The following is a 20,336-nucleotide window of genomic DNA, read 5'->3' on the forward strand; positions in this document are numbered from 1 at the left end:
GACACACCGCCCCCGCCGGCAAGCCGTGCTGCTACAAAATCACCCGCACAAATGAGAACCGTTCGTCTTGAGGCATCTTGCATCTTTCTTAAGATATATCTTAAGGTATATCTAACGTAACGAGAGAGAGATGAAAGACGATGAGAGACCACTCACACGACCACCCCCATCACCACCGCCCTCACTTCGGCGATCACGGCGACGGGCGTGATGGATTCGAGAAACGTACCGGCCGCGAGCGCGGTGGACGCGGCCCCCGGGTCTTCGCGCCCGGCGACCTGAAGCTGCTGCTGTTGGCATTGATTGCCGACCAGCCCTGCCACGGCTATGACCTGATCCGCCAGATCGAAGGCCTGTTCGACGGCGCCTACAGCCCAAGCCCCGGCGTGATCTACCCGACCCTGACCTTTCTTGAAGAAAGCGAGCTGATCACCGGCGACGCCGAAGGCGGCAAAAAGCGCTACCAGGTCACCGCAGCCGGCCAGCAATTCCTGGTGGAACAGGCCGTGGCGCTGGATGGCGTGAAGATGCGCATCGAGGTCAGCAAACGCTCACTGCGCGGCCATGACCGTCCGCCGGAGATCCACGAGGCGGTGCACAACCTGCGCCACGCCCTGCAAATGCATCACGGTCGCTGGACACCGGACGAAATCATCCGCGTGCGCGACCTGCTCAACGAAACCGCCAAAGCCGTTGTCGACGGCCCCCACACCCGTTCGGAGAAGCCGGTATGAATTCACAGCAATCGATCCATCGCGTCAGCCATGAAATCAAGCGGCGCAAACTTCAAGTGTTGCGCGTCACTGATATCACGCCACGCATGCGCCGCATCACCCTGCACGGTCCGCAACTGCAAGGCTTCATCAGCCTGGGCAGCGACGATCACGTCAAACTGCTGTTCGCGACCACGCCAGAAGAACAGGCCGCGCTGGAAGACTTCATGCCCGGTTCGAACAACGACGGCCCTCGTCCTGCCATGCGCGACTACACGCCGCGCCGCTACGATGCGCAATCGGGCGAGCTGGACATCGATTTCGTGCTGCACGGTGACGGGCCTGCCGCTACCTGGGCGTCGCAGGCTGCGGTCGGTCAGTTTCTGTTCATCGCAGGTCCCCGCGGGTCGATGATCGTGCCGGACATGTTCGACAGCTACCTGTTGATCGGCGACGAAACCGCCCTGCCCGCCATCGCCCGCCGCCTGGAGGAATTGCCAGGCAATCGCCGTGCGCTGGTGGTGGTGGAAATCGAAGACAATGCCGAGCGCCAGACGCTGGAAAGCCAGGCCCAGGTGGAGGTGATCTGGGTGGTGCGCGGTGAGCGGGACCTGCTGGAGGTGACGCGCCAACTGACGCTGCCTGAGGGGGATCTTTACGCCTGGGTGGCGACTGAGTCGTCGCTGTCGCGCAAGGTACGCCGGGTGTTGCTTGATGAGTTCAAGCTCGATGAAGCGGCGGTGAAGGCGGCGGGCTATTGGCGTATCGCGGGTTCCGAGGAGGAATAAACCGCCCTTGAACTCAGCGCCATCTCGTAGCAGCACGGCTTGCCGGCGGGGGCGGTGTGTCAGCGATGAATAAGTTGACTGACACACCGCTCCCGCCGGCAAGCCGTGCTGCTACGGACGAGTCAGTTCAGGGAGGTGTGTGTCGTCTGACTCACCGCATCGCGGGCAAGCGCGCTCCTACGGGGCTGGGTGGGGCGATCTTGCTTTATCTACCAGCCAGATCAGCAAACCGACCCCCACGAAGCCCGCCAGCACACCCAGCGCATTGGTCATGGCTGCCGCAAGGCCCAGCGTGCCAATGTCCAGGAACGGGTAGACATAATCGCCAATCATGTCGCCCCGGACCAGCAAATAACCGAAATACATAACCGGGTACAGCATCCACGCCAGGACGTGTTTGAACCTGAGCGTGCCCTTGCGCACGAACAGCCACCAATACCCCAGAAACACCAGCGGCATGACGTCGTGCAGCAGTTCATCGGCCAGCCACTGCCAGCCCTGCGGGCTCCACAAATGGCGCAGCAGCAGGCTGTAGGCAATGCCGACCACCACAATGCTTGCGGTGATGCCGCTGCACACGGCAGGTGATCTGAAAAAACGATGGCCCGCCGAGTGCCGATCGGTGATGGCGCAGGTCAGCGCGGTCGCGACCAGGGTATTGGTCAGCACCGTGAAATAGCTGAAGAATTTCACCAGCCCGCCGAGCAGGCTGGCCTGATCGGTCCAGCGCCCCCACAACACCAGATACAACTGCACCGCCAGCGCGAACCAGCCAAGCAGCATGGCGGCGGTGGCGTAGGTGCGTTGTCCTGGCCTCAGTTGCAGTGTCTGGCTGTGCATCACGGGCGATCCCTGTACAGGCATCACCAACGCTTGGTGCGCGCCAGTTTCACGTACAACGCCTCGACCTTCTCCCGCGCCCAGGGCGTCTTGCGCAGAAAGGTCAGGCTCGACTTGATGCTGGGGTCGCTCTTGAAGCAGCGAATGTCGATGCGCTCGGCCAGGCCCGACCACTCGTAGTGCTCGACCAGCGCGTTGAGAATCTGCTCGAGGGTCACGCCGTGCAGCGGGTCGGTATTGGGTGTAGTCATGGCAGGGGCCTGTTTGCATTCATGAAATCTTGAGGTGCGCACCTTAGCCGAAAGCGTAGCTGCATACAGCACGATTCCAAAATGATTGCATTTTTAATGTTATGTTATAACAATAAAAAGCTAACCATTGAGTCTCACCCCCGCCAAGGAACCGCTGCATGTCCCGCCCCTCGAAATCCCGGCTCTGGCGCCTCACGCCACTGGCCACCGCCCTGCTGGTCGCCTCCCCCGCATTCGCCATCGAGCTTGAACAGCAAACCATCACCGCCAACCCATTAGGCAGCGACCAACTGGCCTCACCCAGCACCGTGCTCACAGGTGACGATCTGACCCTGCAACAGAAAGGCAGCCTGGGTGAAACCCTGAACAAGCAGCCGGGTGTGTCTTCGTCGTACTTCGGACCCGGCGCGAGCCGGCCGATCATTCGCGGACTGGACGGCGACCGCATTCGCCTGCTGCGCAACGGCGTAGGTGCTCTGGATGCTTCGTCGCTGTCCTACGATCACGCGGTGCCGCTGGACCCGGTCAACGTCGACCGCATTGAGATCGTTCGTGGCCCGGCTGCGTTGCTCTACGGCGGCAGCGCCATCGGCGGCGTGGTCAACACTTTCGACAACCGCATCCCCACCGAGGCGATCGAAGGCATTCAGGGTGCCGGCGAGCTGCGCTACGGCGGCGCCGACACCACTCGCAGCACCGCAGGCAAGCTGGAAGCGGGCAACGGCACCTTTGCCTTGCACCTGGACGCCAATGCCCGGGAATTTAACGATCTAAAGATTCCCGGTTACGCACGCACCGCCGACGAACGCGCCCGCGATCCCGATGGCGACGACAAGAAGCACCGTCTGGGCAACAGCGACGGGCGTCAGGACGGCGGTGCCATCGGTGGTTCCTACACCTGGGACGACGGCTACGCGGGCCTGTCCTACAGCAACTACGACGCCAACTACGGATCGCCCGCCGAGCAGGACGTGCGCATCCGCATGAAGCAGGATCACTACGCGTTCGCTTCGGAAATCCGCAACCTGGCGGGCCCCTTCAGCTCGGTGAAACTCGACGCCGGTTACACCGAATACAAGCACATGGAGATCGAGGACGGCGAAGTGGGCACCACCTTCAAGAACAAGGGTTACGAGGCCCGTGTCGAAGCGCGCCACCAGCCCATCGGTCCGTTGAACGGGGTGATCGGCGCACAGGTCAGCCGCAGCGAATTCTCGGCGCTGGGCGAAGAAGCCTTCGTGCCGCAGACCGATACCGAGACCGGCGCCCTGTTCATTCTCGAAGAACTGCAAGCCACCGACCGCCTGAAACTGAGCCTGGGCGGTCGCCTGGAACACACCACGGTGGATCCGGACGCCCAAGGCAAGGAACGCTTCGCCAACGCCGACAGCTCCAGCAGTTTCACCGCTGGCAGCCTTTCCACCGGTGCGGTCTACACCCTGACCCCGGTGTGGTCGCTGGCCGCCACCCTGGGCTACACCGAGCGCGCCCCGACCTTCTACGAGCTGTACGCCAACGGCGCCCACGTCGCGACCGGCACCTACGAAGTCGGCAATGCCAACCTGTCGAAGGAAAAGGCCGTCTCCAGCGACCTGGCGCTGCGCTTCGACAACGGCACGCACAAAGGCAGCTTCGGCGTGTTCTACAGCCGCTTCTCCAATTACATCGGGCTGTTGGGGACAGGTCGTACGCTCAATGATGACGGCGAGGAGGACGCGGACGGCATTCCGGAATACACCTACTCGGGCGTGAAGGCGCGCTTTGTCGGATTCGAGGCGCAAGATCGCTGGAAACTGGGCGAAAGCCAGTACGGAAAATTCGCGCTGGAGCTCTCGGGCGACTACACCCGCGCCACCAATCTGGACACTGGCGAAGCCTTGCCGCGCATCGCCCCGCTGCGTCTGAACAGCGGGCTGGTGTGGGAACTGGACAAATGGCAGGCGCGGATCGACGTCGAACACGCCGCCTCCCAGGGCCGGGTGCCGGACAACGAGAGCGGCACCGACGGCTATACAACGCTGGGGGCCAGCGCCGGTTACAAATTCAACGTGGGTGAGAGTCAGTGGCTGGCGTTCGTCAACGGCGAGAACTTGACCAACCAGACCGTGCGCTACGCCAGCTCCATCCTGCGCGACATCGCCCCGGCGCAGGGGCGCAGCATTGAAGTGGGGTTGCGCACAACGTTCTGATTCGCGAATTCACCTCGGCCCCGTAGCAGCCCGGCCGGGCGGCGCTCCGCTTGCCGGCGGGGGCGGTGTGTCAGACAGAACATTCGTCACTGACACACCGCCCCCGCCGGCAAGCCGTGCTGCTACGGGGATTGGTGCCAGCCTTTGTAAAGGTTATCCATCCCCCATTACATCTGTCGCTCTGCCCAACCCTTACCCACACTAAGGGACAGCGCTACCCCACCTTTTCAACACTGTTGCGCGATATGTAACTATTCATGTCGCAAAATCGTCTTTTTAAAAAATGATTAGCCCCCTATCATCGCGCCGCGTTGAGGGCTGAATCGTTTCTCTTCGCAATCTGTCAAGTTTTGTCACGCGGCTTATCGACGCAGCACGCGCCTGCGCCGTACCCAGATCACCAAAAAGAATTCATCGCCCTATGCCTTTCCATTCGAAACGCTGCACCCACCTTCGCCCGATTCGTCATCGCCACCTCCTGGGGCTCGCCACGCTGACCCTGGCCACCTGCGCCCAGGCCACACCCGCGTTCGACAGTGAATCTCCCTGGATGCTGGGCGACTGGGGCGGCAAGCGCACGGAGCTTTCGCAGCAGGGCTATGACTTCAAGCTCGACACGGTCGTGGAAGTGGGTTCCAACCTGCACGGCGGCTACAACCATGACAAGGCCACCCGCTACGCCGACCAGTTCGCCCTCGGCGCGCACATGGACCTGCAGAAGATCCTCGGCTGGCATGACGCCGAGTTCCAGGTGACGCTGACCAACCGCAACGGCGACAACATCAGCAATGACCGCATCGGCGACCCGCGCGTGGGCACTATCTCCTCGGCCCAGGAAGTCTGGGGCCGTGGCAACGTCACGCGCCTGACCGACCTGTGGTACCAGCAGAAGTTTTTCGACCAGAAGCTCAGCGTCAAGGTCGGTCGTTTCAACGAAGGCGAAGACTTCAACACCTTCCCCTGCGACTTCCAGAACCTGTCGTTCTGCGGTTCGCAAGTGGGCAACTGGGGCGGCGGCATCTGGTACAACTGGCCGATCAGCCAGTGGGCCATGCGCGTCAAATACCAGCTCACTCCCGAGCTGTTCGTGCAGGTCGGTGCGTTCGAGCAGAACCCGTCGAACCTGGAAAACGACAACAACTTCAAGCTCAGCGGCAGCGGCACCCAGGGCGCCGTATTGCCGGTGGAGCTGGTCTGGGCGCCGAAGGTCAATGACCTGCCGGGCGAATACCGCCTGGGTTACTACTACAGCACCGCCGACAGCACGGACGTGTACAAGGACAGCAATGGCGGTTACGCAGCGCTGAGTGGTGAAGAGCATGCGCCGTCGTCCAGCAAGCACGGCATGTGGCTGACCCTGCGCCAGCAGGTGACGAGCCAGGCCAGCGACAACAGCCGCGGCCTGAGCCTGTTCGCCAACGGCACCCTGCACGACAAGAAAACCAACATGATCGACAACTACGTCGCACTGGGCGCCACCTACACCGGCCCGTTCGACGCGCGTCCCAAGGATGACATCGGCCTGGCAGTCGGCCGCATCCACGTAAACCCGGCCTACCGCAAGAACATCAACCTGCAGAACCAGGCCAAAAACCTCAGCGACTACAACGATTCGTCTTTCCTGCCCGTGCAGGACACCGAATACAACGCCGAGCTTTACTACGGCGTGCACGTCACCAACTGGCTGACCGTGCGCCCCAACCTGCAATTCATTCGTCATCCGGGCGGCGTGAGCCAGGTCGATGACGCACTGGTGGCGGGCCTGAAGATTCAGTCCTCGTTCTGATCCACCTTTCTATACCGCATTTGAGGAACTAGCGTGAAGGCTGTGGCTTCAAAGCTTCAGCCCCACGCTGCAAAGGGACTTGGCGTCAACCAATTAATCGTTACGGAGTACGACACTATGAGCACTGACGGTGCTTTCAGTAAGGGTCGCCTGTTGCCGAGCTTGCTCGGACTGGTGATTCTGGTCATGGGCCTGGCCTTGCTGGCCGGGGGTATCAAACTGCTGACACTGGGCGGGTCGCTGTACTACCTGCTGGCCGGCATCGGCTTTATCGGCACCGGCGTGTTGCTGGTGATGGGCCGTCGCTCGGCGCTGGGCCTGTTCGCGCTGGTGCTGTTCGCAAGCACCGTCTGGGCCTTGTGGGAAGTGGGCCTGGACTGGTGGCAACTGGTACCGCGCCTGTCGCTGTGGTTCGTGCTGGGCCTGGTGATGCTGCTGCCATGGTTCCGCCGCCCGCTGCTGCGTGGCCAGCCTGGCGGCATGCCGAGCACTGCACTGAGCATCGCCGTGGTGCTGGCAGGCCTGACCGCACTGGCCAGCCAGTTCACCAACCCCGGTGAAATCAAGGGCACGCTGGATCGTGACGACGCAGGCGTCGCCTACGACCCGCAGCCGATGCCTGAAGGCGACTGGCAGGCCTATGGCCGCTCCGAACACGGCAACCGCTACTCGCCGCTCAAGCAGATCACCCCTGAAAACGTCGGCAAGTTGCAGGAAGCCTGGCGCATCCGCACCGGCGACCTGCCAACGGCCGAAGACCCGGTCGAGCTGACCAACGAAAACACCCCGCTCAAGGTCAACGGCATGGTCTATGCCTGCACCCCGCACAGCAAGGTGCTGGCGCTGGACCCTGACACCGGCAAGACGATCTGGAGCTACGACCCGCAGATCTCCAAGGAAGGCGCGAAAAACTTCACCGGCTGGGCGCACATGACCTGCCGTGGTGTTTCGTACTACGACGAAGATGCCTACGCCAAGACCGACGTAGGCGCCCCGGCTGCCGAGCTATCGGACGCCGGCAAGGCCGTTGCCACGTCCTGCCCGCGTCGCCTGTACCTGCCGACCGCCGACGCCCGCCTGATCGCCCTGAACGCCGACACCGGCAAAGTCTGTGAAGACTTCGCCAACAAGGGCGCGGTCGATCTGCGCGCCAACATCGGTCCGTTCACTGCCGGTGGCTACTACTCCACCTCGCCTGCCGCGATCACCCGTAACCTGGTGATCATCGGTGGCCATGTGACCGACAACGAGTCCACCAACGAGCCTTCCGGCGTGATTCGCGCCTATGACGTGCACGACGGCAAGCTGGTGTGGAACTGGGACCCGAACAACCCGGATGCCACCGCTCCTATCGCGGCGGACCAGTTCTATTCGCGCAACGCGCCGAACATGTGGTCGCTGGCCAGCGTCGACGAGAAACTGGGCCTGGTCTACCTGCCTCTGGGCAACCAGATGCCTGACCAGTACGGCGGCGACCGTACCCCTGGCGCCGAGAAATTCAGCGCAGGCCTGGTCGCGCTGGACGTCAACACCGGCAAGGTGCGCTGGAACTACCAGTTCACTCACCACGACCTGTGGGACATGGACGTACCGAGCCAGCCAACCCTGATCAACCTGAAAACCAAGGACGGCGTGAAGCCGGCCGTGATTCAGCCGACCAAGCAAGGCAGCCTGTACGTACTGGACCGCCGCGACGGTACGCCGATCGTGCCGATCGACGAAGTGCCTGCGCCGACTGGTGCCGCACAAGGCGACCACACCTCGCCGACTCAAGCGCGTTCGCAGCTGAACATGCTGCCGCCGGAGCTTAAAGAGAAAGACATGTGGGGCGGCAGCGCCTTCGACCAGATGCTGTGCCGCATCCAGTTCAAGGAACTGCGTTACGAGGGCCAGTACACGCCTCCGTCCGAGCAGGGCAGCATCATCTATCCGGGTAACGTGGGTGTGTTCAACTGGGGCGCCGTGTCGGTCGATCCGGTGCGTCAGTTGATGTTCACCAGCCCCAACTACATGGCCTTCGTCTCCAAGCTGGTGCCGCGTGCCAAAGTGGAAGCCGGCAGCAAGCGTGAAAGCGAAACCAGCGGCGTGCAGCCGAACACCGGCGCGCCTTACGCGGTCATCATGCATCCGCTGATGTCGCCGTTCGGCATGCCGTGCCAGGCACCTTCTTGGGGTAACGTGGCCGCTGTCGACCTGACCACCAACCAGGTGGTGTGGAAGCACAAGAACGGCACCAGCCGCGACAACACGCCAGTGCCGATTGGCCTGCCAGTGGGCGTGCCAAGCATGGGCGGTTCGATGGTCACCGCAGGCGGCGTCGGCTTCCTGGCCGGCACCCTGGACCAGTACCTGCGTGCCTATGACGTGAAAACCGGCAAGGAGCTGTTCGCCGGACGTCTGCCAGCAGGTGGCCAGGCCACCCCGATGACCTACACCGGCAAGGACGGCAAGCAATACGTGCTGATCGTCGCAGGCGGCCACGGCTCGCTGGGCACCCGCATGGGCGATTACATCATTGCCTACAAACTGCCGTAGTGATTCGGTAGCGCGGCAATGAAAAAGGCGGTCATCGAAAGGTGACCGCCTTTTTCATTGCCGCCGCCAATCCCGTAGCAGCACGGCTTGCCGGCGGGGGTGTCCGCAAGATCGCTCCCGCCGGCAAGCCGTGCTGCTACGGGTCGGTGCAATGCTTTTGATCTTCATGCGCGATGGTGCAGGCGCCACAGATCGCGACGTAAAGGCGCCAGGCCGAGCGCAGGTGTCGTGGAGGGGGATGAGCGGCAGGAAGCCGCGAAAGCCGTGCGGGCCATGGATGGCCCATCATGGCGTGCCCCCGGAACGGCGCCGGAGCGAGGGAACCGAGACGAAGTCGAGGCCCAGCCAGGAGCAAATGGTTTGCCTACTTTCCCGAAAGAAAGTAGGTCGCCCGTAAGGGGCGAAACCCATAAGTCCAGCCAACACGACAATGGATATGTTCCGAATGCGAGCGCCACAGTGGTTCAGAATTTGGTGAGCATATCCTTTGACGAGGGTGACGCTGATTCACCTTTCCGCCCTTACGGCGGGTCACTTTTTCCAAGAGCTGAAAAAGTAACCAAAAAAGCCCTGCGACAGGCTGGGGTCCTTCGGACTTCCCTCGACTCCGGCGTCGTTCCGGGGGCACGCCGTGATGGGCCATCCATGGCCCGCACGGCTTTCGCGGCTCCTGCCGCTCATCCCCCTACACGACACCTGCGCTCGGCCTGGCGCCTTGACGTCGCGTTCGGCGGTGTCTGTGCCATTGCGCATGAAGATCAAAAGCAGAAGCAAGAGCTTTGGTTTTACACCGTCCCGTAGCAGCACGGCTTGCCCGCGATGGCGTCCTCACGATCGCCCCCGCCGGAAAGCCGGACTGCTACGGGGTTGTGGTGCGGTGGTTACTTCTCGATCACATCCCCACGCATCGGCGCGAGCCGCGCGAGCAGACGGTTCTGGGTCGCTACCGGGATGTTCTGCTCATCCATCGCATCGATCAGATCCTCCACCAGCGCATTGAAATCACTGCGGGTCAGGTTCTGACCCTTGTGGGTTTCGGCCATGCTGTCGCCGGTGTAGCGGCAAGGGCCGCCCGCCTCGACACAGAACTGCTCCACCAGCTTGTCGCGCAGGCGGACGATGTCGATCTTGCGAAAATGCTCGACGATGCGCTCGTCTTTCGCGATGTGCAGCAACATACCTTCGACGATCTTCTGGATCCCGGCGCGCTGCCCAAGGGCCTGATACAGGCTGTCATCCCTGGGCGGCTGCTGGGCGCAGCCGACGAGCAGCGCCAGGCCCAGCGCACCGAACCAACGTAGCGGCCAACCCATCAGAAACTCCCCTGCACAGACAGATACGTGCCGTTCTGGTTATCCAGCGTGGCGATTTCTCCCAGCCGTGCGTAGGCCAGTACCACGGATACATGCTTGTTGGGGAACCAGCCGACAAACATATCGGCCCAATCGCTCTCCCCGGCAAATGACAGGTTGTCGGGTTTCTCACGGTACTCGACGCCCACCGCCCAGCGCGGGTTGAACAGCAGCGCCACCGAGCCTTCTTTCAAAACGCTGCGCGTGTCGCGGCGATCACCGCCGAAGCCCAGCAGGCCGGTTTCGTTGGCCCGGCTGTAACGCACGCCACCGTTGACCACCAGGTTGTAGCCAAAGGCTGCGCCCATGAACAGGCGGCTGGCGGTGAGGTAGCCTTCGACGTCCGAATCGCGCCGGGCACCCACCAGGCTCGGGATCAGGAAATCGTTCTGATGCTTGTACTCGACGCCCAAGGAAACTTGCGGCAACTGATCGTAGATCAAGTCACCGAACAGGCGCACTTTGACGCCAAAGACATCCTGGGTGAGGTTATCTTCCGGCAAGCTGAATTTGTTGACCAGTGACCCAAGGTCGAACCGCTGATGGGCGTAGGACACTTCCACGCGGTTACCGTAGGAAGCAGCCATCCCGACCACGTCCAGGGTGTAGTCCGGCAAATTGACGTGAGTGGCGAAGGCATTTGCGCCCCACTCGCCCTTTTCGTCGTAATTGGCCAGCACCGCCCACGGGATGATCCCGCCACCGGCGGCGCCTTCGATACTGCTGGCGCCACCGGTCGCGATCAGGCGCCCCTGATCGGCCGCAACAAAAGGCGCTGTTGCTGTCACGCAACCGCCCACCAGACTTGCCAACACCACAGGGCTGAAAACAGCCGAGAGACTACGTGCCATAAACGTGAACCAATCAGTGAACCATCATGCTCGGGGAATGGTGGGATTTGGCGATCCATGCTTCAAACGCGACCGCCGTGAGTGGCCGGCTGATCAGATAGCCCTGCGCCGTGTCGCAATGCCAGCGCTCCAGCAGGCGCAAACTGTGTTCGTACTCGACGCCCTCGGCGACCACTTTGAGCCCCAGGTTATGGCTCATTTCGATGGTGGAACGCACGATCACCGCATCCTCGCTGGTTTCGTCCAGGTTGCGCACGAACGACTGGTCGATCTTGAGCTCCTGCACCGGCAGCCGCTTGAGGTGCGCCAGGGAAGAGTAGCCAGTGCCGAAGTCATCCACCGACAGGCTGATGCCGCACTCGCGCAGGCCATTGAGCACCTTGAGGGCATGCTCGGGCTCGCGCATCACGGCGCTTTCGGTGATCTCGAAGACCAGTTGTTCGGCAGGCACGCGGTACAGCTTGAGCAGGCTAGAGACGCGGTGGGCCAGATCGCCGCTGAGCAGATCGTCCGCCGAGATGTTCACCGACAGCTGCACGTGCAGGCCGCGGCGCCCCCATTCGGCCAACTGGCGCATGGCTTCTTCGATCACCCAGCCGGTGAGAATCTGGATGCTGCCGGTGCGCTCGGCCAGTACGATGAATTCGGCCGGCGAAACATTGCCGAACTGCGGATGTTGCCAGCGCAGCAGCGCTTCGGCCTGACGCACGCGGCCGTTGCGGATATCCAGCTTGGGTTGGTAATGCAGCGCCAGTTCGCCATTGCGGGCGGCGTGGCGCAGATCGCGAATCAGGCAGATCTGCCGCTGGTGGGCCAGGTCGCGGCCGTCTTCGTACACTTGCAGGCGCCCCGGCATCTGCGTCGCATCCTGGTGGGCAATGGAGGCGCGGCGCACCAGCTCCGACGGCGAATCGCCGTTGAGCGGGTAGGCCGCGATGCCGATGCAGGCGTCCAGGGAAATATCGTGGTCGGCGATGCGCTGGGGCTTGAGCAGCAAGCGCTGCAAGCGGTCGGCCACCGCCACCGCAGAATCGGTCTCGGCGTGGTGCACCAGCAACAGGAACTCATGACCGGAAAGCCGCGCCACGGTATCGCCCGGCCGCAGCGGCAGTTGCAGTTGCTCGCCGATGACCTGCAACAGCTGCTCGACGCCCTCAGGCCCGATGCTGTCATTGATTGCGCGGAAGTTTTCCAGGCCCAGATACAGCAGCGCCACCGGCCTTTGAGCGGCAATTGCGCTGCCCAGCCGCTCCATTACCAATGCCCGGTTGGGCAGCCCGGTGAGGCCGTCGTGCAGGGCGTTGTGAGCCAGTTGCTGCTCGCGCTCTGCGATGCCTGTCTGCATGGAATTGAGTGCACCGGCCAGCAGTCCCAGTTCGTCACTGCGGGCCAGGATGACCGGCGTCAGGTAGTCACCCTCCTCGATCCGCTTGGCGGCCCGGGCCAGGGCACGCACCGGCAGCGACACACTGCGCGCCAGCAACAGCGTGCCCACCAGGGAACCGGCCAGCGCCACCAGAGTGATCCAGTAGAGTTTTTCGTCCAGCGGCGCGAACGCCTTCATGGCGGTGTCCAGCGGGCTCTGCAGCAGCGCCACGACCTCGCCGTCGGTGTCGCTGATGGTGCCCAGGTGCAGGGTCTTGCTCAGAAAGCTCTGATCCTGGTGCGTGGTCATCTGCATCTGGTCGCTGGCGGGTGTGAGCATCAGCCCTTGCAGGCTGTCGTACAGGGCCTCTGGCTGGGTGCTGATGATCTGCCCCGGGGCCTGATGCACGATGGAAAGAAACGATACCTGCAAACCGCTGAGCGAGCGCAACTCCCGGGCCAGGTCGTCATCCATGCTGAACCCCATCACCACCCGGGCGATGGGCAAGGGCGCCATGACCGTGCTTTCCACCAGCAGGTGCGGCTTGCCTTGCAGCGGCACGATCAGCATCGACTGGTTCTTGCTCTTGAGCTCGCGCAGCGCCTGGATGTACGGAAACGGCGAGCCCTCGGGAATCTGCGCCACGGTGCTGGCCAGGACCTTGCCGTCCATGCCCAGCAGGAACATGTCCGAGGCGTCGATGCGGGCACCGTGATTGAGCAGCACCGAGCGAATGGTCGCCGAGTCGGCGGAGGCTACCGCATCGCGAAAGCCGAAATCACTGGACAACAATTGCACGGCATCGCGTAACCGTTTGCCACGAATCTCCAGCAAGCCCTCGAACACCCGGGTACCCACCTCCAACTGCACCTGGGCCTGTTTGCGCACGGCATCCTGGGTCGCGGCCTTGACGGCCACGAACACCGCGACGACCACGATCAGCAGCAGCAAAATCAGCACGCTGGCGATGCGGGCCTGGAAGCCGATACGCAATTTCATTCGTGGGCTGCTTTGTGAAAGGCATCGCCGAATGCGCTGGACGGCGGCGCTGCGGGCATGTCGTCGGCCTTGGGCTGCACCGCCAGCTTGAAGTGCTGGTGCAGGCCTGTGGCCGGAATGTCGATTTCACCGCCCGATACCGGTTGCATGTCCACCGCCTGGGGATGCCAGAGCGTAGCCACGTAGTGGCCGGCTGGCATCTGGTCGAGGGTCAGCGTGCCTTTTTCATCGCTCACGCCAAACCATGGATCGTCCGTGACGTACACGTAGCCGAGCATCCAGTCATGGATGTTGCAGCCAAGCACCACCACGCCGGGCTTGTCGAACAGCACCGGATCCGATGGCGTACCGCCATACAGGCGCAGTTCGAAACGTTTTGCCGCAGAAAAGGAGTACACCTGATGGCGGATGTTGTCGCTGTTGGGAAACTTGATTTGTGTGCCAGTGCGCACTGCGAGCACGTGAGGCGCAAAACGCTGGTCGCGCTGGTCCATGTCGGCCTTGGGCGCAGGGTCCGGCTTGCCCGCCGGACCTTGCAGCGTCAGCACGACATCGTTCAGGGGCTTGCCCTGAGCATCGACGAAGTCAGCCGTGAGACCTGCAGCATGGCTGGCGCAGGCGCCCAGAAGGGTCGCTGCCAGCAGGAACGTAGATACAACCGGATTCATACGTGGGATCCAAAAACGGCGTGGTCGATAAAAGAATAGCGCCGGCCTTGGCTTTGTGTTGCAGCGTCGCGCGCAGAGTAACCTCACCCTGCAGAAAGATCATGCAATAAAGGCCACTATAAAGCCATCACTCAACGGTCGCCGACGAATGGCACAAGCCACCTATATTTCTCTATCGACGTCCGTATTCAATGCTATCGGCCTCAACTATTGAAACCTGAGCAAGACTGCCCCATCTAAGCCTCAACTCCATTTATGCAGGTGCCCCATGAGCGACCAGCAAAGCGACTCGAACCACGCCTCAGACGACGTCGATCACGAGCACGAAATTCTTCATTCGGACAGCAAAAGCCTCGCCCTGCCCGGCCAGAATCTGCCGGACCAGGTGTACATCATCCCGATTCACAACCGCCCCTTCTTCCCGGCCCAGGTCCTGCCCGTCATCGTCAATGAAGAGCCCTGGGCTGAGACTCTGGAGCTGGTGAGCAAATCCGATCACCACTCCCTTGCGCTGTTCTTCATGGACACGCCGCCAGAAGACCCGCGCCACTTCGACACCAAGGCACTCCCCGAGTACGGCACCCTGGTGAAGGTGCACCACGCCAGCCGCGAGAACGGCAAGCTGCAGTTCGTCGCCCAGGGCCTGAGCCGCGTGCGCATCAAGACCTGGCTCAAGCACCATCGCCCGCCATTCCTGGTGGAAGTCGAATACCCGCACCAGCCCAACGAGCCCACCGATGAGGTGAAGGCCTACGGCATGGCGCTGATCAACGCGATCAAGGAGCTGCTGCCGCTCAACCCGCTGTACAGCGAAGAGCTGAAGAACTACCTCAACCGCTTCAGCCCCAATGATCCTTCGCCGCTGACCGACTTCGCCGCCGCCCTCACCTCCGCCACCGGCGTTGAGCTGCAGGAAGTGCTCGATTGCGTCCCCGTGCTCAAGCGCATGGAAAAAGTCTTGCCGATGCTGCGCAAGGAAGTCGAAGTCGCGCGGCTGCAAAAAGAGATTTCTGCCGAAGTAAACCGCAAGATCGGCGAACATCAGCGCGAATTCTTCCTCAAGGAACAGCTCAAGGTCATCCAGCAGGAGCTGGGCCTGACCAAGGACGACCGCAGCGCCGACATCGAACAGTTCGAAGAACGCCTGGCAGGCAAGACCCTGCCGCCCCAGGCGCGCAAACGCATCGATGAGGAGATCAACAAGCTCTCGGTGCTGGAAACCGGCTCGCCGGAATACGCCGTCACCCGCAACTATCTGGACTGGGCCAGCTCAGTGCCGTGGGGCGTCTACGGCGAAGACAAGCTGGACCTCAAACACGCGCGCAAGGTGCTCGACCAGCACCACGCAGGCCTTGATGACATCAAGAGCCGCATTCTCGAATTCCTCGCGGTGGGCGCCTACAAGGGCGAGATCGCCGGTTCCATCGTGCTGCTGGTGGGCCCGCCCGGTGTGGGCAAGACCAGCGTCGGCAAGTCCATCGCCGAATCCCTTGGTCGTCCGTTCTATCGGTTCAGCGTCGGCGGCATGCGCGACGAAGCTGAAATCAAGGGCCACCGTCGCACCTACATCGGCGCCCAGCCGGGCAAGCTGGTGCAGGCGTTGAAGGACATGGAAGTGATGAACCCGGTCATCATGCTCGACGAGATCGACAAGATGGGCCAGAGCTACCAGGGCGACCCGGCCTCGGCGCTGCTGGAAACGCTGGATCCGGAGCAGAACGTCGAATTCCTCGACCACTACCTGGACCTGCGCCTGGATCTGTCCAAAGTGCTGTTCGTCTGCACCGCCAACACCCTGGATTCGATTCCCGGCCCGTTGCTGGACCGCATGGAAGTGATTCGCCTGTCCGGTTACATCACCGAAGAAAAACTGGCCATCGCCAAGCGCCACCTGTGGCCCAAGCAGCTGGAAAAGGCCGGTGTGTCCAAGTCCAGCCTGACCATCAGCGACAGCGCCCTGCGGGCAGTGATCGACGGCTATGCCCGTGAAGCCGGGGTGCGTCAACTGGAGAAACAGCTGGGCAAACTGGTGCGCAAGGCCGTAGTCAAGCTGCTGGACAACCCGGACACCGTGGTCAAGATCGGGCCGAAAGACCTCGAAGCCTCCCTGGGCATGGCAGTGTTCCGCAACGAGCAGGTGCTGTCCGGCACCGGCGTGATTACTGGCCTGGCCTGGACCAGCATGGGCGGCGCCACCTTGCCGATCGAGGCCACGCGCATCCACACCCACAACCGTGGTTTCAAGCTGACGGGGCAACTGGGGGATGTGATGAAGGAGTCTGCGGAAATCGCCTACAGCTACGTCAGCTCCAATCTGGCCAAGTTTGGCGGCGACAAGGGTTTCTTCGATGAGGCCTTCGTTCACCTGCACGTGCCTGAAGGGGCCACGCCAAAAGACGGCCCTAGCGCCGGCGTGACCATGGCAAGCGCGCTGCTTTCCCTGGCGCGCAACCAGGCGCCGAAGAAAGGCGTGGCCATGACTGGCGAGCTGACCCTGACCGGGCATGTCCTGCCGATTGGCGGCGTGCGCGAGAAGGTCATCGCGGCGCGGCGGCAGAAGATCTTCGAACTGATCCTGCCGGAAGCCAACCGCGGCAACTTCGAAGAACTGCCGGACTACCTCAAGGAAGGCATCACCGTGCACTTCGCCAAGCGTTTTTCGGATGTTTCGAAGGTGTTGTTCTAAAAACGCAGCTCTTGCAGGCAAACGCTAAACCTGTAGGAGTGAGCTTGCTCGCGATTGCGGTGGGTCAGCCCCATCTACACTGACTGACCCACCGTCATCGCGAGCAAGCTCACTCCTACAGGGTTTCAGCGTTTTCCAGGTTTCAGCGTTTCAGTCTTCAGTTATGCTCCGACCCAAGTAGCCCACGTCCGGAGCCTCCATGTCCCCTGCCCGTCTGCTCGTCCCGTTCAGCCTCGCCCTGCTGGCCGCCTGTGCCCAGCAACCGAAACAGATCGTGTCCCTGGAAGATCAGAAAGACTGCCCCATCACCCTCAAGACCGGCCAGACCCTGATGCTCATGCTGCCGAGCAACCCCACCACCGGGCACCGCTGGCTGATGCAGAACCCTGCGCCCTCGATCCTCAACGCCATGGGGCCGGAAGTGTTCAACAGCCCGCAGGACATCGGCATGGTCGGCACATCCGGGCAGTCGGTGTGGCGCTACAAGGCCGCCAGTGCAGGCACGGGGCATCTGATGATGGTCTATCAACAACCCTGGGCACCGGAGGTCCGCCCCGAGCGCACGTTCGATTGCGCGATCACGGTCAACTGAGTGGCAAACGCCCGAACGATGAGATGAGGTTTCAGCATCGCGGCACATTTGGCTAAAATGCCGCACTTTTCGCCTCATCCTTCGGAATCGCCGTGAGCCAAGAACCCGACCGCATATTCGCCCAGCCGCTGGGCCAGGTGCCTGACTTCGCCTTCAACGAGGACGTGGTGCGGGTGTTCCCGGACATGATCAAGCGTTCGGTGCCCGGTTACCCGACCATCGTCGAGAACCTTGGCGTGCTCGCGGCGCAGTTCGCCCAGCCCCACAGCGTGCTCTACGACCTGGGCAGTTCCCTGGGCGCGGTGACCCAGGCCCTGCGCCGCCACGTGCGCACCGACGATTGCCGGGTGATCGCCATCGACAATTCTGCGGCCATGGTCGAGCGCTGCCGCGAGTACCTCAATGCACAGGATTCGATGTTCCAGGAACTGCTGCCGGTGGACGTCATCGAGGGCGACATTCTCGCCCTCGAATTCCAGCCTGCTTCGGTGGTGGCCCTGAACTTCACCCTGCAGTTCATCGCTCCTGAACAACGCCTGGCCTTGCTGACGCGCATTCGTCAGTCGCTGCTGCCCGGCGGTGCATTGATCCTCTCGGAGAAGCTGCGTTTCGACGACAACGAAGAACACGCCCTGCTCACCGACCTGCACGTAGCCTTCAAGCGCGCAAACGGCTACAGCGAGCTGGAGATTGCCCAGAAGCGCAGCGCCATCGAAAACGTGATGAAACCCGACAGCCTCGAACAGCATCGCGAACGCCTGCTGGCCGCAGGTTTCAGTAAAGTCGTGCCCTGGTTCCAGTGCCTCAATTTCGCCTCTCTGATTGCCCTGCCATGATTGATCTCGCCCCACTGGTCCGCCGCCTGGCGGGCACTCCGCTGTCCAACTGGGCCCAAGGCCTGCAAGCGCAACTCGACGCCAAGATGGAAAAAGGCCATGGCGATCTGGAGCGCTGGCAAGGCGCGCTGAACGCCCTGCCCGCACTGACGCCGAGCCGGGTCGAACTCAAGGATGCGTTCATCCTCGACACCGACTGCGACGACGCCACCCGCGAACAGACCCGTGCCGCGCTCATGGGCCTGTCGCCCTGGCGCAAGGGGCCGTTCGATGTGTTTGGCGTGCATGTCGATACCGAATGGCGCTCGGACTGGAAATGGTCGCGGGTCGCGCCCCATCTGGATCTGGTGGGCAAGCGCGTGCTGGACGTGGGGTGCGGCAACGGCTACTACCAGTGGCGCATGCTGGGCGCCGGTGCCGACAGCGTGATCGGTGTCGATCCGAACTGGCTGTTCTTCTGCCAGTTCCAGGCCATGCAGCGCTACCTGCCCGACCTGCCCGCTTGGCACCTGCCGTTCGCGCTGGAAGACCTGCCTGCTCGGCTTGAAGGGTTCGACACGGTGTTTTCCATGGGCGTGCTGTACCACCGCAAGTCGCCGATCGATCACTTGCTGGCGTTGAAGGATTGCCTGGTCAAGGGCGGTGAACTGGTGCTGGAAACCATGGTCGTCGAAGGCGACGTGCACCAGGTGCTGGTGCCAGAGGACCGCTACTCGCAGATGCGCAACGTCTGGTTCCTGCCGTCGGTGCCTGCGCTGGAATTGTGGTTGCGCCGGGCGGGGTTCGTCGATGTGCGCTGCGTGGATGTCAGCACTACCACGGTCGAAGAACAGCGCAGTACCGAATGGATGAAGTATCAGTCGCTCGACGACTTCCTCGACCCGAACGACCACAGCAAGACCGTGGAAGGCCTGCCTGCGCCGCGCAGAGCGGTGATCGTCGGGCGCAAGGCCTAATTCCAGACATGCGCCACACCGCTCCCCTGTAGGAGTGAGCTTGCTCGCGATGCGGTGTGTCAGACGACGTCTCCATATTTGACACACCGCTGATCGCGAGCAAGCTCACTCCTACAGGTCTTTCGGTGGATCAAGCCTTGCTGGCAGCCGCCAGAATCAACCCCTTCATCTCCGACACCGCCGACTTGAAGCCCACGAACAGCGCATGGGCTACCAGGGCGTGGCCGATGTTCAGTTCGTTGATGCCCTTGATCGCCGCCACCGCTTCGACGTTGTGGTAATGCAGGCCGTGGCCGGCGTTGACGATCAGTCCCTGCTTCAAGCCAAAGGCCACGCCGTCAGCGATGCGCTTGAGTTCCTCGGCCACCTCGGTCGGGGTCTCGGCGTCGGCGTAGCGCCCGGTGTGCAACTCGATGGCCGGTGCACCGACCCGCGCCGAGGCCTCGATCTGGCGCTCGTCGGCGTCGATGAACAGCGACACTTCGCTGCCGATGGCCGACAGACGCTCAACCGCGGCCTTGATCCGCGCTTCCTGGCCTGCGACGTCCAGGCCGCCTTCGGTGGTCAGTTCCTGACGGGTTTCCGGCACCAGGCAAATGTGCGCCGGACGAATACGCTCGGCGAACGCCATCATCTCTTCGGTCACACCCATTTCGAAGTTCATGCGCGTCTGCAGCACGTCTTTGAGCAGCAGCACATCGCGCTCCTGAATGTGACGACGGTCCTCACGCAGGTGCACGGTGATGCCATCGGCCCCGGCTTCTTCGGCGTCCAGTGCCGCCTTGACCGGATCGGGATAACGGGTACCACGGGCCTGACGCAGAGTGGCGACGTGGTCGATGTTCACGCCGAGCAGGATGCGGGTGCTGTGGGTCACTTTGTTCTCCTGAAACTTCATCTGGACAGGCGAATCGCGCCTGCCTGGGTC

The 20,336-nt window shown here is 62.4% G+C and carries 16 protein-coding genes; 9 read left to right on the forward strand and 7 right to left on the reverse strand.

The window, feature by feature from the left end; genetic code table 11:
* Positions 1-140 precede the first annotated feature (140 nt).
* Together NPS29_RS23535 and NPS29_RS23540 are read left to right on the forward strand one after the other, a co-directional pair.
* The gene (locus NPS29_RS23535; RefSeq protein WP_274135487.1) at positions 141-734 is read left to right on the forward strand and encodes a PadR family transcriptional regulator; all 594 of its coding nucleotides are present in this window, start codon (positions 141-143) and stop codon (positions 732-734) included.
* Positions 731-1,501 carry a siderophore-interacting protein gene (locus NPS29_RS23540; RefSeq protein WP_274135489.1) on the forward strand — a complete coding sequence of 257 codons (771 nt, stop codon included), beginning with the start codon at positions 731-733 and terminating at the stop codon, positions 1,499-1,501. The genes NPS29_RS23535 and NPS29_RS23540 overlap by 4 nt, the downstream gene beginning before the upstream one ends.
* 177 nt (positions 1,502-1,678) lie before the next feature.
* Here NPS29_RS23540 and NPS29_RS23545 read toward each other — a convergent pair whose 3' ends face one another.
* Positions 1,679-2,341 carry a Pr6Pr family membrane protein gene (locus NPS29_RS23545; RefSeq protein ID WP_274135491.1) on the reverse strand — a complete coding sequence of 221 codons (663 nt, stop codon included), beginning with the start codon at positions 2,339-2,341 and terminating at the stop codon, positions 1,679-1,681.
* 23 nt (positions 2,342-2,364) lie between these two features.
* Positions 2,365-2,592: a VF530 family protein gene (locus NPS29_RS23550; protein ID WP_274135493.1), complete on the reverse strand. Its 228-nt coding sequence runs from the start codon at positions 2,590-2,592 to the stop codon at positions 2,365-2,367.
* Positions 2,593-2,750: 158 nt separating this feature from the next.
* On the opposite strand from NPS29_RS23550, the gene NPS29_RS23555 reads away from it, so the two are divergent.
* The 3 genes from NPS29_RS23555 (at position 2,751) to NPS29_RS23565 (ending at position 9,102) form a co-directional block, all read left to right on the forward strand.
* A complete protein-coding gene (locus NPS29_RS23555; protein WP_274135495.1) occupies positions 2,751-4,781 on the forward strand; it encodes a TonB-dependent receptor in 2,031 nt (676 codons plus the stop codon).
* A gap of 421 nt (positions 4,782-5,202) precedes the next feature.
* Positions 5,203-6,567 carry a carbohydrate porin gene (locus NPS29_RS23560; RefSeq protein WP_274135497.1) on the forward strand — a complete coding sequence of 455 codons (1,365 nt, stop codon included), beginning with the start codon at positions 5,203-5,205 and terminating at the stop codon, positions 6,565-6,567.
* A gap of 117 nt (positions 6,568-6,684) precedes the next feature.
* On the forward strand, positions 6,685-9,102 hold the full coding sequence (locus NPS29_RS23565; protein WP_274135499.1) for a glucose/quinate/shikimate family membrane-bound PQQ-dependent dehydrogenase: 2,418 nt from the start codon (positions 6,685-6,687) through the stop codon (positions 9,100-9,102).
* An 881-nt stretch (positions 9,103-9,983) separates the two neighbouring features.
* On the opposite strand, the gene NPS29_RS23570 is transcribed toward NPS29_RS23565, so the two are convergent.
* From NPS29_RS23570 to NPS29_RS23585, 4 genes are read right to left on the reverse strand one after another with little or no spacing between them, the layout of a single operon-like run.
* Entirely contained in the window at positions 9,984-10,415 is a 432-nt protein-coding gene (locus tag NPS29_RS23570) for a group I truncated hemoglobin (RefSeq protein WP_274135501.1), read from the reverse strand.
* Positions 10,415-11,305 carry a DUF3034 family protein gene (locus tag NPS29_RS23575; RefSeq protein WP_274135503.1) on the reverse strand — a complete coding sequence of 297 codons (891 nt, stop codon included), beginning with the start codon at positions 11,303-11,305 and terminating at the stop codon, positions 10,415-10,417. Before NPS29_RS23575 ends, NPS29_RS23570 begins: the two co-directional genes overlap by 1 nt.
* 13 nt (positions 11,306-11,318) lie before the next feature.
* Positions 11,319-13,670 (reverse strand): bifunctional diguanylate cyclase/phosphodiesterase, encoded by a 2,352-nt coding sequence (locus NPS29_RS23580; protein ID WP_274135504.1) that lies wholly within the window; start codon positions 13,668-13,670, stop codon positions 11,319-11,321.
* Positions 13,667-14,338 (reverse strand): methylamine utilization protein, encoded by a 672-nt coding sequence (locus NPS29_RS23585; RefSeq protein WP_274135506.1) that lies wholly within the window; start codon positions 14,336-14,338, stop codon positions 13,667-13,669. Before NPS29_RS23585 ends, NPS29_RS23580 begins: the two co-directional genes overlap by 4 nt.
* A gap of 268 nt (positions 14,339-14,606) precedes the next feature.
* Here NPS29_RS23585 and lon point away from each other — a divergent pair, with 268 nt between their 5' ends.
* The 4 genes from lon to cmoB all read left to right on the forward strand — a co-directional run bounded on the left by lon (position 14,607) and on the right by cmoB (position 19,408).
* Positions 14,607-17,024, forward strand: a complete 2,418-nt coding sequence (gene lon / locus NPS29_RS23590; protein WP_274135508.1) for an endopeptidase La — start codon at positions 14,607-14,609, stop codon at positions 17,022-17,024.
* 199 nt (positions 17,025-17,223) lie between these two features.
* Complete coding sequence (locus NPS29_RS23595; RefSeq protein WP_274135509.1) at positions 17,224-17,616, forward strand: protease inhibitor I42 family protein; 393 nt, start codon at positions 17,224-17,226, stop codon at positions 17,614-17,616.
* A gap of 92 nt (positions 17,617-17,708) precedes the next feature.
* Positions 17,709-18,452, forward strand: a complete 744-nt coding sequence (gene cmoA / locus NPS29_RS23600) for a carboxy-S-adenosyl-L-methionine synthase CmoA (RefSeq protein ID WP_274135511.1) — start codon at positions 17,709-17,711, stop codon at positions 18,450-18,452.
* Positions 18,449-19,408, forward strand: a complete 960-nt coding sequence (gene cmoB / locus NPS29_RS23605) for a tRNA 5-methoxyuridine(34)/uridine 5-oxyacetic acid(34) synthase CmoB (RefSeq protein WP_274135513.1) — start codon at positions 18,449-18,451, stop codon at positions 19,406-19,408. Before cmoA ends, cmoB begins: the two co-directional genes overlap by 4 nt.
* Positions 19,409-19,538: 130 nt before the next feature.
* On the opposite strand, the gene pdxJ is transcribed toward cmoB, so the two are convergent.
* Positions 19,539-20,285: a pyridoxine 5'-phosphate synthase gene (gene pdxJ / locus NPS29_RS23610; protein ID WP_274135515.1), complete on the reverse strand. Its 747-nt coding sequence runs from the start codon at positions 20,283-20,285 to the stop codon at positions 19,539-19,541.
* Between the last annotated feature and the right edge of the window lie 51 nt (positions 20,286-20,336).

This window comes from Pseudomonas putida (assembly GCF_028682175.1).
GTDB lineage: Bacteria > Pseudomonadota > Gammaproteobacteria > Pseudomonadales > Pseudomonadaceae > Aquipseudomonas > Aquipseudomonas putida_AD.

Excerpts from the sequence above, each read along its gene's own strand:
- NPS29_RS23535 (WP_274135487.1), top strand. The coding sequence starts at position 141 with ATGAGAGACCACTCACACGACCACCCCCATCACCACCGCCCTCACTTC.
- NPS29_RS23540 (WP_274135489.1), top strand. The coding sequence starts at position 731 with ATGAATTCACAGCAATCGATCCATCGCGTCAGCCATGAAATCAAGCGG.
- NPS29_RS23545 (WP_274135491.1), bottom strand. The coding sequence starts at position 2,341 with ATGCACAGCCAGACACTGCAACTGAGGCCAGGACAACGCACCTACGCC.
- NPS29_RS23550 (WP_274135493.1), bottom strand. The coding sequence starts at position 2,592 with ATGACTACACCCAATACCGACCCGCTGCACGGCGTGACCCTCGAGCAG.
- NPS29_RS23555 (WP_274135495.1), top strand. The coding sequence starts at position 2,751 with ATGTCCCGCCCCTCGAAATCCCGGCTCTGGCGCCTCACGCCACTGGCC.
- NPS29_RS23560 (WP_274135497.1), top strand. The coding sequence starts at position 5,203 with ATGCCTTTCCATTCGAAACGCTGCACCCACCTTCGCCCGATTCGTCAT.
- NPS29_RS23565 (WP_274135499.1), top strand. The coding sequence starts at position 6,685 with ATGAGCACTGACGGTGCTTTCAGTAAGGGTCGCCTGTTGCCGAGCTTG.
- NPS29_RS23570 (WP_274135501.1), bottom strand. The coding sequence starts at position 10,415 with ATGGGTTGGCCGCTACGTTGGTTCGGTGCGCTGGGCCTGGCGCTGCTC.
- NPS29_RS23575 (WP_274135503.1), bottom strand. The coding sequence starts at position 11,305 with ATGGCACGTAGTCTCTCGGCTGTTTTCAGCCCTGTGGTGTTGGCAAGT.
- NPS29_RS23580 (WP_274135504.1), bottom strand. The coding sequence starts at position 13,670 with ATGAAATTGCGTATCGGCTTCCAGGCCCGCATCGCCAGCGTGCTGATT.
- NPS29_RS23585 (WP_274135506.1), bottom strand. The coding sequence starts at position 14,338 with ATGAATCCGGTTGTATCTACGTTCCTGCTGGCAGCGACCCTTCTGGGC.
- lon (WP_274135508.1), top strand. The coding sequence starts at position 14,607 with ATGAGCGACCAGCAAAGCGACTCGAACCACGCCTCAGACGACGTCGAT.
- NPS29_RS23595 (WP_274135509.1), top strand. The coding sequence starts at position 17,224 with ATGTCCCCTGCCCGTCTGCTCGTCCCGTTCAGCCTCGCCCTGCTGGCC.
- cmoB (WP_274135513.1), top strand. The coding sequence starts at position 18,449 with ATGATTGATCTCGCCCCACTGGTCCGCCGCCTGGCGGGCACTCCGCTG.